Source organism: Legionella quinlivanii (assembly GCF_003265995.1).
Lineage (GTDB): Bacteria > Pseudomonadota > Gammaproteobacteria > Legionellales > Legionellaceae > Legionella_C > Legionella_C quinlivanii_A.
Genome location: NZ_MVJN01000006.1, coordinates 1 through 13,281, shown reverse-complemented (window position 1 = coordinate 13,281; position 13,281 = coordinate 1). Strand labels below are relative to the sequence as shown.

The following is a 13,281-nucleotide window of genomic DNA, read 5'->3' as shown; positions in this document are numbered from 1 at the left end:
TCGATATGATGCCATCTCTTATCAAATGTCTTGCACTGATGTTATTGCTCCCTTCAATAGGGATTGCGAGCATTCTAAGTGATCCGCAAGTTGAGAAACTGATTTCACGGCATATAGAGGCTAGTGGTGGCGAAAATGCCTTGATGGAAATGCAATCTATCTCACGATACGGGCAGATTTCTTTTTATCAGCAAGGTACTAAAGAAAACTTTTGCTACCACACCGATATTATTTACCCCAATAAATTACGTGAGCAAATAAAAGGCAGACAGATAGAATACGACAGGGGGACTGATGGGATATCTTTTTGGCAATGGACTGGTAATCAATATGAATTAACTGATGACAAAGCACTAATTCAATATATGCATCTCACAGCAGAGCGCGCTAATCGTGACTTGCTTTGGGTAAGAAACGAGTTCACTAAGTTTAAGATGATGGATTTCTCACCCGCATGGGCGCCAGAGAACAGTCAATGTATTCAAGCTAACGAAGGAAATCCGAAGCGTGCTTATTGTTTTGATTTATCAACCGGGTTAGTGAATGCTATCGGCAGTTCTGAAGAGTACCGATTAGAATCCGATTGGCGAGAAGTTGGCAATATCAAGCTTCCATTTCGCCTGGCTCATTATCAAAAAGGGGTTATGATTTACGAAATCCAGCTCGACTATGCAAAACTGAATGATTTTATTTTGGACATTCAGTTTCAAAAGCCGTTCACTCCTCAAATGGATTGTTGATTTTTTTGAAGACTACTTTTTTGGAAGTATATGATTCGGTATCAATGAAACGATGAAGTGCACTTAATAGAGAGATGAATGCGCAGGTAAAATGGGTGATACTCCAATTAGAAGCGGAGTAGCGATTACCAACGAACCTCTGTTTGTAAATAGGGCAGGGAATAGAGTCAATACTCGTAACATATACCGAATCTGTCAGCGGGTTTTACAGCAAGTTTTGGCATTTTTGCCAGAACATGAACAGTTTAAGTTTACGCCGCATAAGCTTAGGCATACGTTCTTGAAAAAGGTAACCTAATGCTCAACAAAATCACAACCCTGCTGACACCCCCGACACCCTGGCCGCATCAAAGCTCTCTTTCTTATCCGAAATCCTCCCCGCCAACTGTAACTTACCCGCCTCTTTAGCAAGCTTAATCCCCTCTATGCAAGCGGCATCAGCTTCTTCGCTTTGTTTCAATTTATTGTAACAGGACGCCAATGTAGAGTAGCAAATTGCACGCTCGTCTTTGGCCTGTCCAGGAAAATAGCTTATTAAATACAATAATTGATACACCGCGACGACATAAGCTTCCGCCTGATAATTTTTTACTGCCTTGTCATAAATAAATTTAAAATCAAATTTACCAAGATTCATAGAATCATTAAATTTATTCTGCGTACGCTTCAATAATTCAGCATGCTCTTTATTGTTGTTAAGTGGATAAAATAGCGAAAGCGCCTTTTCAAATGCATTAATACTTTCAGGAATCAGATTCTTCTTCGCATTACAAGACCCTAGCACCGAATAGCAATACCCTAATTCCAAATCGGATCCCTTGTTTTGCTCATAGCTTTCTTTTGCAGCCACACAATAGTTGAATGCCGTTTGGTAATCCTCCAGCTTATAATGAGCCACTGCTTTATCATATAACTCACGCGGTTTCAGCGAAAAAAATCCTGACTGAACTTTCTTCGCTGCCTCCTCCTGTGGAAGACTGGCTTGATACAATAGATGGCTAAGACCTGCAAAGGCGGATTCTTTATTCATTCTTGCCAGGTTCAGTTTGGCGAAATTCTCCTGAATCGTTTTTTCAGCCAGTTTAAGATCCATATCCCGGACAGTATGGTCCAGTGTGCTATAAAAAGAAGCCCATTCCTCGTTAATCGATTCAATGAAAAGCTGCTTATACTGTTCAATGAAGGAGGACCAATCGACCGCCTTGCCTTCTGAGTGATAACCAAGCAAAATCCTGGCCCTGTTGCAAAGCGAATGCCAGGCAGGAGAATGCACTAAAGGATCTCCCTGTGAAGGCGCTGCATTAATCTGACAGGATTGCTGCCACTCTTCCTGGCTCAGGGTATCAAAATCCTCACGAATTTCCTGCAGTTTGCTGAAAAACTCCTTTAATACGCTGTAGAGCATTGTTTCCAGTTTTGAACTATAGCGGCGTTCTTTCGAATGCCTTTCGGTCTGCTCGTTTCTTAGCTGACGAAGAAAATTTATTTTTTCTTCATTTGTCCCCTTGAGCCAATTCTTGACTAAAGAATCCAGTGATTGGTTGCTTAATAAAGTTAATATATTGGGATCTTTGGCTTGTAAAATCATTTCCGAGCTGCCCGGTTCTCCCTGCCTTGCAGAGCGCCCATCCCCTTGTTCCTGTACTCTGGAATCCTCAGGATGAAAGGTGAAAATAAAATGCAATCCGCCGGCAGCCTTACTTCCGGGAGACAGGATAATATCAGTTCCCCTTCCTGCAATATTGGTGGCAATCGTCACCATCCTTTCCTGTCCGGCTCGCGCAATAATGTACTCGCCCGATTCCCGCTGGGTTTCATTTAACAACTGGCTGTTAATGCCTTTTTCAACAAGATATGCATTAAATCGCTCGGTTTCAGCGATACTTTCAAAAAGCACCAGCACTGGCCTGTTAAGCGCCTGCATTTCCTGAATGCGTTGATATATAGCCAGGTACTGATTAGGAATATCATCGAGAATTCTGGGAGGCAATGTCTTTCGCTGGCAGGGAAAATGCGGCGGGACATCGAAGCTCTTTATTTTATAAATATCCTGAACTTCCTCCCGCTCAATTTTCTCTCCCATTGTTCCTGTTAAACCAAAGAGCAATTGATACTCATTAAACATGGACGGATGGGAAATGGAAGCCACCATGAGGGACTGAGGCGTTATTTTCAGTTGATGCCTGGCTTGCAGCATTTGATGGATACCATGCTGCCACTGGCATCCTTCACTAATACTTCCGGTATTGGAATAATCAACAATGCGAATGTCATCCGCCTGAATAATATAATCTCTCCCTTCTTTCTTGTAGTAATAAGCAATTTGCGCGCTTTTAATCCATCGGCTGAGGGCAGTATCCGATAGCGAGCGTAACTCCTTCATAAACGCGGGGCTGTTAAACTCCATACCCAGGTGATTTCTTAGTTTTGAAATATGTTCTGGAGTAATTCGGCCTGCTTTCACAGTTTCTATAGTGAATTTCAGGATTGGCGCGTAAATCCAGGTTAAATCGTCTTTTCCAGGATAGGAAATACGGGCAGCACCGGTTGTATTCAGCAGGAGATTATCCACCTCGTCAACCACCGCAGCGTCGTGGGTGCGAGGGACAAGCTCTCCATTTAGATTGTAAGAAAACCGTAACTTTTCCTTATTCAGACCGTCTCTTAATTGTGCAAATTCATAATCCCAATTTGTACCAAACAAAACCTGTGCATGGAAATGCGCTTGCTTCTGCTCGACACGGCTGATGTGGGAGCTGGATATTCCCAGGGCTTCAAAAAACTCTGCATACTTTCTGTAATCGCGGATTGCCAGCACTGAAGAAGACGTGATGACATCGACAAAATGCCCCTGTCCCGCCAGAAAGGCAACCAACATGGCAGAGATAGTCGACTTGCCCTCGCCCGTTCTGATTTGGGCAATCCAACCCTTGATATCCGTCTCTTCCTGACCTATTAAAGCCAATAGGGCCATGATTTGAGTATCGTAAGGGGATATTTTAAAAAAGCGGCGCAGGGTTTCGATAATTACAGCAATCATTATTTGCTTGGCTTCATTATCCTGTTGCTCACGAGATCGTTTTGCCGCTTCGAGAAATGAAGTTTTCAAAGCATTCTGGCTCAATTCCTCAAGTGTTTTTGCCTTTGCCCTGATGCCAAGATATTCCGGTTTAAAACGCTGTAGGACTGCCGCGGGCAAGGGGTTTGCCGTAAACTCATCAGCCGTTGCAAAGCGCTCCAAAACTGTATCGATATCGCTGTTGGGATAACGCTTTTCCAGATAAAGACCATATTCTGACTGCAGAGCCTTGCGCAGTGCCTGTAGATCAGGCAGGTGGCTCTTAAGCAGAGAAGAAATTCCTTTGACATCCTGGAGATTAATCAGTAATTGCATGACAGCAAGGTAATCGGCAATTCGGCGTTCGCTATCTGGTACTTCTGCCTCTAATAATCTTCGATACAGTTCAAGGCCATAAACTGATTTAAAATAGGAAGCCAGGGTGATAAGCTGCGCCAATTCCTTCACAGCCAAAGGCTGCTCAAAACATTGAAAAACAAGCTCCTGTAATAAAAATTTCTCGGCTGTCTTATCCTGGCTGGCATTTAAATGATTACAAAACTGATTCCATTGCTGCCAGGAGGGCACTGTATGGAAATTCTTGAAAAAAATTTCTGCTTTCTTTTGATGCGAAAAATAATCCACTTCATCCAGGACTGCCTCTTTTTGACTTTGAAAAGTTGCCGATTGATACGATTCAGGGGTTCTCATTAGTATTTTCTCTTAAAACATTAGCTTGGGACGTTTGTTTTTAACTGCTCAGCTGATGGCTGCATCGGCTTATGAAGGCTTTTATAGAAACTGTGCATCATTAAACCTTCATTCACTTTAGACACTGAATGGTATTGGCTAAGCGCGCGATTTAACTCGTCATTTCGCTCCTTGGGTAAATGGGCAAAACTTGCAGGGCTTATACTTTTATCTCCCGCTTGCACCAGTGCCCTGACAATTCTAAAATGCCCTTTACCCAGAGCCGTTTGTGCAGGCGTTAAACCATCAGCATTGATGGGGTTTAAATCAGCTCCATGCTTTATCAATTCCAGCACTGCAGGCATCTTGCCATTCTGGCAAGCGAGGTGTAATGCAGTGCCATTGCCGCTTGCTGGTTGATTCAGATTTGCACCCGCTTTAGCCAGCAATTCAATCAAACCCACATGATTAAGTTGGGCAGCATAGTGAATCGGCGCATACCCAAGCCGATCAGTATCATTGAGAACAAGATCCCCACCTTTGAGCAACAGCGCAGCAGCGTCCCTGGCATCGTTAATACAGGCCAAGTGCAAAGCAGATCGCCCATTCTTATCCAGGACATTGAGATCTACATCGTCCAGAATCAGCTCTGCCAATGCATATTTGTTATTTTTTGTTACAGCTGCATGCAAAAGCGATCGATTGCGTTCTTTGCTATGATAAAGCGGGATTAATTTAACAAAATCCAGCATTTCCTGATTCTTCGAATAAATGGCATACTCGCATACCCCAAAGCCATGCTTATCCTCTTTTTCAAGGTCAGCTTTTAACTCGAGCAGACAAAGTACGGCTTTAACATGTCCATTCAAAGCAGCCAGATGCAAAGCGGTTCGTCTCGCACTTTTTTCAAGTTTTTTAGTCCCCTCAGGTGTCTCGGGTTGATTTAAATCAAAGCCCTGCCTCGCCAGATACACAATACTTTTTACTTTTCCAAGCATCGCCGCATAATGAAGGGCGTTGTTTCCGGATTGATCAACAGAGGAAATGCTATGTCCCGACTCGCAAAGGTATCGCAAGACAGGCAGCGATTCCTTGGCAGCAGCTAACATCATTGGCGTTATGCCCAGACGGTTGCTCTGATTGGGTGTTTTCATCAGAGGAAGAAGCGTTAATGCGGCGGCCTCAGACGGCTTCTCAAGGGCATAATGCAAGGCACTATTACCTTTTAAATCAACCTGATCAACTCGTGCCCCTTCTTTTAGCAGCAGGTTCATTAAGGCGACATTGCCGGTGGCTGCTGCAAACATCAGGGCAGTCTGCCCTTTATGATTGGGGCGGTTAACCGCATAATAGGGCAGCAACTGTTTCACCAGTTCATACTTGTTGGCCTTTATGGCTTCATGCAAACCATTATGATCCGATGTTTCAGCACTACGGCAGACCGCATCCATTTTGGTAAAGAGCAAGCTATGTGACTTTGCTGAAGCTAACTGCAGCATACTCAGGCCGCGGATTTTGTCGGAAATTAAATCGGCAATGCAGTCAGGAAAATACTTGACCACGACATCAAAGCGGTAGCATGCCGTTGCGTCATCATTTGCATTGATAATCGCCCGTAATACATTTTTATCTCCTTTAAACAAACCAGGAGAGACTCCATCCTTATTTAAGGCGGCCAACAATTTTTCCAAAGAGGAATCAAGATTACCCAGGGCCAAGCCTTCTTCACCTGCCTGAAGTGAAGTCAGATGATAGGTATTTGCGATAAGATGTTGCAGTAAAGAAGCCCCTTTTGTGGACTTGAAAGCCGTCAACAGAATTTTTTCTTTGTTAAATAATGACAATGCTTTATCAAATTGCAGTTTTTGTAGATGCAGTTTGAATTTTTTTATAACCTTCCTCCCCTTTTTATCAAGAACAGGGGTAGGAAGCGGCTTGCTGGGAGCAGGGGAGGGCTGAACTGGAGCGCCTTTTGATTTAGCAGCCTCTCGAGAGGGGGATTGACGCTTTTCATATTTACTGAGCAGCTTACGAATATCAGCAGACACTTCTTCCAATAGAAACAAGTCTCTCGGCCATTCACTCGGCAGGCTTAATTTAAACAAACGTTTAAGGAGCGCAGCATCGTCCTGTTTTACAGCCAAATGAAAAGCCGTTTGCTGCCTGCTGTTAACACTTGCAAATTGACAAGCCCTTTCCTTTAACAAGGGTAAAATACGATGGGCGCCAGTCTTTATCGCGATGTGGACTGGATAGTTTCTCTCAGTATCCAGCGGCTGATCGATATCTTTGCAGTATCTGAAAACCAAAGAAGCTATTTTTTCATCATTACTTTCAATTGCCGCAGCTATTAAAAGAGACGTCTGAATAGAGTTCTTTTGACCTTTTTTGAATAAATATTCCAGGCAGGAAAATGCTCTATTTTGAATTGCCTTCAAACTCAAAGCGGTCAGATCATTGTCTTCTTGCAGATTATCCCGCAAATAACCAATTTCATCAGCCATTACTGCACAATCAAGCAGAGTCAGCGATGAAGAGGTTTTATAGGCAACACCTTTTTCAAGCAAAGCATAAACAATGAGAAAATGGCCAAACTGCGCCGCTATCGCTGTTAAGCTATTGCCTTCATACATCTCCCTGAAATTTACATTCTTTCGAAGCAACTGCCTGACGCGTGCATAATCCCCATTGCGCACCAGAAAATACAGACTTGAAAAGCCATTTCTGTCTTTGGCGTGATAGTCTTCACCGCGCCTGAACAAGATATCGCTAACGGCAGGCAGCGCATACTGAATAGCTAATTGTGAAGCAGTCTGTTTTTTATGATTAGGCTGGTTAACAGCTGCCCGCTCAGCAAGCCATTGGGCTGTTTCAAGCTGTCCCGCCTTAATAGCGAGGACTAATGGGGTTTCTCCTTCCAGGTTTTGGGCATCGATTAAAGCGCCTTTTCCAATGAGAAACTGAACTGCAGCTAACTGTCCTGCCTGTGCCGCAAGATGCAAGGCTGTTTTTTTAGACTCCAAAGGCATATCCACGGCTAAATCCGGGTTAGCCGCTAACATGATTTGAAGCAGTTCAACTTCACCCTGAGACGCCGCACAATGAAACGCGGTGTAGCCATCGGATTTTCTGCGGATGTCCGGCCGGGCTTTTCGGCGAACCAGCTCTTTGGCTGCTTCTATTTCACCGCCTTGAATGGCCAGGTGTAAACTGGTCATACGGCTGTCAATCATTTGATTGAGATCCAGTCCAGGGACATGCTCCATCATCCATAATGCAAGCGATCTGAAATTTTTCTGGAACGCCATGAACAAGGGAAATAGACCATTGGGAAGCGCATAGTTAAAATCGGCTCCTGCGAGCTGCAATGCTTCCATTACCTCTTGTTTACCATGCTGCACAGCCAGCATGAGCGGTGTCAGTCCACGTTTGTTTTTGGCGTTCACCAGATCAGGGGCAATGCCAAGCATTAACCGCAGCGCTTCTACATGACCCGATTGTGCTGCCATGTGCACCGGCAAATTACCTGCTTTATCCGCCAGTCGAAGCACTTCTACACCGTTTGCCTGGAATATAGTTTTTAAAATAGCAGGATTTAATGATGCTGACGCATAGTGCATCAGGGTGGCGCCATTGCTGTCAACAATTGTTTTTAAGCTTTCCTGACTTAAATGCACAGCCTGGGCGGCATCATTATTTATGCGATTAATCGCCTCCACGGCCAGAGTATCCAGTGCCTTATGTTCCTCTGAATCAGCGAGCACCAGTTCAGAATCTTTGGCTCTTAATCGATAAGCAATATAGCTTTGCCCTTGGAACTGAAAGCTGACTTTGTCTTGTCTGCCCGCTTTAAAAGCGGCAGACAGTGACTCTTCAAATAATTCCCCATGCGGCAGCGGGGCAGCTTTTATATTGGGAAGCTCGGGAGCACAGCCGCCGACATATTTTCGTGTTAAATCCGAGCTGGTGAAAGAGACGAAGCTGTGGGTGTATTGCTTACTGACTGGATTTTCTGCGATTTCCTTGTGAGAAAGCAGGCAATCAATGAGATGCTGTATATTCTGCAGATAACTGGTAAGTCGTTTTATTTCATGGGCGAAATAATACCCCAACTGTCCTAATGCCTCCTGATAACACGCACTGATAATGTCTTCGGCTACCGCCGCTTCGATATTTTTAGCCTGTTCCTGGCTAAGGGTTGTATAATGCTGTTTGCATTTTATTATTTCCTCATCATACTTTTCTTTTAATTTTTCGCTGTCTTCTTTAATGAATTTTTCAACTTGTGGGTTAATTAGTGCTGTCAGCTCGGTTTTTCTGGTGCGCAATAATTGTATAGCCTCTTCAGGATTTGGGCTTGTCCCGGGAGTTATTTCGCTCGCTTCAAGTTTAACCAGCTCAATCGACTGTCGAATCCCTTCAATCCGGTCGTTCTCCCCTTTAATGAACGCCGTAATTTGAACCTCATTAGCTGCACGGAGATGCACCGGTACAGCGTCGACCTGAGCCTTTTTGTTGACTTCGATTTTTTTTATTGCTTCCTCAAGCTGCTTGATAATAAGATCTTTAAGCGCTGTGATTTGTTGGGAAAAAGCTTCTGCAGCCTGTTTTTCATGACGCTCTTTATTTGCCAGCAATCCAGCCTCATAGGCTTTTGACAGCTCTGCGAAATCATCGGCTAAATTCGAGTCGCTTTTCTGTTTAATTTCAGAAATAGCAGCTTGTTTCGTAGTGTCCAGATTTTGTTGGATAGCCTTGAAATTATCGCGTATGCTCGCCCGCAATGAGATTAATTTTCCCTCTTTGTCTTTTACCAGAGTGTCTTCCGGAATTACCGCAAGAATTCCGTCCTGTGCTTTCCGAGGATCTTTTTTCCATTCAGCCTCTAATATTGCCTGCTTTTGAGTAATGGCGCCTATGACATATTCAATCCGCGAGGCCAATGCTTTTTCTTTGGCCATCGCTTGCTGTTCCCTGGTCAAGCCGGCGGCCATTTTGTTAGCGGCTTTCTCAATGATGCTGTGCAATTGGCGAATATTATTCAGTAAGTAATCACTCGCGGCTTTTGTGATTCGCTCACTCTCATCTTCATTAATCTCAACTGCTTCACCCTGCGGAAGCTTAGGGCTTAGTTTTTCCTTAATGAGCGAAATAACACTTGCCTGCATTTTCTCGGCAATGCCCTTGGGAAGCGCCTCTGCTTTTTTAAATTTAAAAAGCTCGGAAAATAATTGATCGCTTTGCTCACGCCCCTCTGTCTGCCTGAAGCGCTCAAGTATCTCATTAAACTGAATGCTCAAAGGATAGGTCTGAAAATGACGAACTGGAATTGGCGGTAAAGATTTTGGGAAATGGGGATGAATAGCTGCCTCTTTTAAAGGCGGAAGCTGAGGAAGCTTGCCCATCTTCTCGAAGGTTACATAAAGATATGACAGTACAGTGATTATCCCTAAACGCTTGAATAGCTCTTTACAGAACTGCAGTTGCGGCATTTTTTCAGCCACTTCCTGGGCAAACAATTCATAGCAGCGTAAATTGCTCTCATATTCCGGGGGATATTTTCCATGTTCCAATAAATAGGAATCGACATATTGCTTATAGTCCGGCATTAAATCAACACTGTACTCAATCCTTATATCGGGATGGGGAAGCAGCATATTGTCAATCGTTTCGATTTTTGGAAGTATGGAAATAATGCGAAATGAGGTCATGAAAGGCTGCTGATAAGCTGAATCGCTTGATTTATATTGTACTCCATAACGGCTTTCCAACTCGCGCAATGAAATATAAGCAAGGCCCGGCATCTTCTCTTTGCAGTATTTCTTAAGGTCAATCATGTTGGCTCTTAAAAAAGCATCATCACAATTTTCCTGCTCATGCCATCGCTCTAAAAACGCCTCATCAAAAATGCCACCATTTAAATAGCCTTTCAGCCAGAAATCCAGGAAGCCAATGAGCCTGCCGACCGATGTGTCTTGTAATGCCTTAGGCAAAACGGAATAGTTAAAACCCTGTTGATTAATGTGCAAACTAAAAATCGGCAGGGTCTTTTCTTTGTGATAGGCATTGTAAAGTTCATGCTGAACCTGACTAAACCACTCATCAGAAACAGACATTTTGTTCTCGGGAAAGCACAGATAGAAATGATCGGTAACTGCATGCGCCTCACTGTTGAGGAGGTTCTCAATAAGGGATACTTCAGAAGCAACACCGCCAATTTCCCCGGATGCCTCCATTTGGGAGTAGACTCTGTTGGCTATATTATACGCGTTAAAGCTACTGACCAGATTAGTTGCCATAAGCACATGCGAAAAATCTGCCAAGCCCAATGTTTGGAAATAAGCGCTATTCCAGGAAGACGTTGATAACGAAACTTCACGGTAAATCGCCGACTCAATCGATGGCGACATGAAGCCGTAGCGCAGCTGAAATTCCCTGACCGCCTGTTGTTGCGCACTCCAGGTCATCATTGAAAGATTATTAAATGCGAAATAACGCGGCTGATAAGATAAATTAAACTGGTTACTTGTGCAGATGAATTGCTGGAAAGAGGTATTTTTAGAATGCAGATTAGTCGCCTGATAACGGGCGGTGTTCGTTGACGCCTGTTGCTGTGCTGCCTGCTTTTGCTCTGCTTTTGGCGATGCAGGCATATTTCGGCCGTTTAACCAGCCAAATGTGGCATGGCAAACATTCCGGGTAACTTCGCCAAGCGGCTTAACGATTGGAGCAACCGCGTCAGACGCTAATTTTGCCCCGGTTAATCCCCCAATTATGGCGCCGGCTCCTTTAACATAGGGATTGGGTACAGGCCCGCCAGCGGCAAGACCACCAACAGCTGCTCCGCGCACTAACCCCCATGTCACGACCCCCGCACCAGCCCCCACTTCGACAACATTCTTGAGTCCATTGCACACCAGGCTTTCACCAAAACCGTATTCGGTATCTTTGGCAGCGTCCGATACAACCGTTGCCGCTCTTGAAATTTTTCCTACATAAGGAATACTTTCTCCAACAGCTTTGGCACTTCGGTTAACCTGCCTTGCAGAATCTGCAATGACATCAGCGGCTTTTCCAAGATTTTCACGTAAAGGGGTTTGGCTATCGTTTTTTTCTTTCTTTTCATTCATGGTGGGCTGACTTTTTTAAAGTGCTGAGGTGTGAATTTACTTTGCAAACGGATCTTTAGGGAAGGATTATTTTAAACCAGGGTGCGATAAAAAAATACCGTAGAACTACGGGATTGACTATCCTTCAGACCTGCAAAATTATGGCTACTGCGAAAGCTTCCGGAATCATGGTGTCAACGAGCATGGTAAGTATAGCCCCTGCGGCAACCGCGATGGTGGCAGCAATGACTAACTCGCCTGAAGTGTATCTTTCTATGGGGATCATAGGGAATTGCCCATTTATATTGGCAAGAGTGTGACCCTTCGCCAACGGATTGCCTCTCATTTTTAGCAAGACTATTGCTCAGAGAAAGAATTTAAGCTATTGCCAGCTACGCCATAATTCAAAAATCAAGGTATCGCCATCAACAAGCACAGCAGCGATTAAAAAAGGCGGGGAAGGGGGGCTCATATTGATATACAGCTCGATAAACTCAGCCAGCAGTTCAATAAAAGGTTGAATCAGTACAAATTAAACAATAATTAATTGAAACAGTTATTTAAACTCATTGAAGCAAAATCAACTTGAGACTTAAAAATTGAAGAGTTTACAAAAACGGTGGTTTAATTAAATTACCCGAGGCATCTATTTGAGAAATAATGTTACGGCGGAATATTTCATAGTAAATTGCTCACTATACTAAAATTTGCTATAGTAATGTTTACTATAGTGAACTCATATTATGCGAATTATAAAAACAAAAACTTTTTGTAAATGGGCTGTCAAGAATGAAATTAGCGATAAACGCCTTCTCATTGCTGCTCAGGAAATATCTAATGATATTTATGAAGCTAATTATGGTGGTGGGATCATCAAAAAAAGGGTCGCTAATAAAGGAAGAGGGAAGAGTGGTAGCACTAGAACGATTGTTGCCTTCAAAAAGGGCAAAAATTGTTATTTCATTTTTGGCTTTGAAAAAATGCGAAAGATAATATTTCCTCTAATGAGGAGCGGGCTCTTAAAATTTTTGCCAAATCTTTATTCGCTTATTCTGAGAAGGAAATTGCTGAATTGTTAGATAGCGGTTCGTTATTGGAGGTACATGATGAGTAAAATTATTGAGGCTGTACTAGAAGCAGCCAGAGATATCCGTTTAGATCCGATTACAATTAGAGAAATTGAGCTTCTGAATGTTAGTGAAGTTAAGGAACTTCAGGCAAATGAAATCAAGAAAATGCGAATAAAAGAGAATCTGAGCCAAACAGTTATGGCTAAAATATTGAATGTTACCCCCTCAACTTATCAAAAATGGGAAAGGGGAGAAGTGCATCCTAGAGGTGCAAATTTAAAACTATTGAGGCTAGCTTATACTCATGGGATCCATTATATACTTTAATGGGGTTATAGATTTCGCAAGTTTCTTTTGTATGGAGTGTCAGCAAAATCCTTCCACTATCTCCGGAATCAACTTGGTATTTTAGTCGAAACAAGAGCGCCAAAGCAAAAGGGAATTCAAATGGGTAAAACTATCTTTCAGCGATTACAAGATTATTATTGGGTTTTCCCGCATATCCAGCCCAAACTGGCAATGACTATGCACGTGGCGTGACCGAGTAGTAGCTACGAGCGTTAATAGAATTAAATTTGATGTCCTGGATGTACCTTAATGGCAAAGCTTGAAAT

5 protein-coding genes and 1 pseudogene are annotated in these 13,281 nt (G+C 43.3%); 3 read left to right on the top strand and 3 right to left on the bottom strand.

Annotated elements, in window-relative coordinates; all coding sequences use genetic code 11:
- The first annotated feature begins 5 nt into the window (after positions 1–5).
- The gene (locus B1207_RS08420; protein ID WP_172458218.1) at positions 6–740 is read left to right on the top strand and encodes a hypothetical protein; all 735 of its coding nucleotides are present in this window, start codon (positions 6–8) and stop codon (positions 738–740) included.
- A gap of 310 nt (positions 741–1,050) precedes the next feature.
- On the opposite strand, the gene B1207_RS08410 is transcribed toward B1207_RS08420, so the two are convergent.
- The 3 genes from B1207_RS08410 to B1207_RS15960 all read right to left on the bottom strand — a co-directional run bounded on the left by B1207_RS08410 (position 1,051) and on the right by B1207_RS15960 (position 11,943).
- Complete coding sequence (locus B1207_RS08410; protein ID WP_112219550.1) at positions 1,051–4,509, bottom strand: hypothetical protein; 3,459 nt, start codon at positions 4,507–4,509, stop codon at positions 1,051–1,053.
- A 20-nt stretch (positions 4,510–4,529) separates the two neighbouring features.
- Positions 4,530–11,618 carry an ankyrin repeat domain-containing protein gene (locus B1207_RS08405; RefSeq protein WP_112219549.1) on the bottom strand — a complete coding sequence of 2,363 codons (7,089 nt, stop codon included), beginning with the start codon at positions 11,616–11,618 and terminating at the stop codon, positions 4,530–4,532.
- Positions 11,619–11,742: 124 nt separating this feature from the next.
- On the bottom strand, positions 11,743–11,943 hold the full coding sequence (locus tag B1207_RS15960) for a hypothetical protein (protein ID WP_112219548.1): 201 nt from the start codon (positions 11,941–11,943) through the stop codon (positions 11,743–11,745).
- Positions 11,944–12,340: 397 nt separating this feature from the next.
- Here B1207_RS15960 and B1207_RS16205 point away from each other — a divergent pair.
- Positions 12,341–12,711 (top strand): annotated as a pseudogene (locus tag B1207_RS16205) (type II toxin-antitoxin system RelE/ParE family toxin).
- Entirely contained in the window at positions 12,701–12,994 is a 294-nt protein-coding gene (locus tag B1207_RS08390; RefSeq protein WP_253255814.1) for a helix-turn-helix domain-containing protein, read from the top strand. The pseudogene B1207_RS16205 and the gene B1207_RS08390 overlap by 11 nt, the downstream one beginning before the upstream one ends.
- The last annotated feature ends 287 nt before the right edge of the window (positions 12,995–13,281 follow it).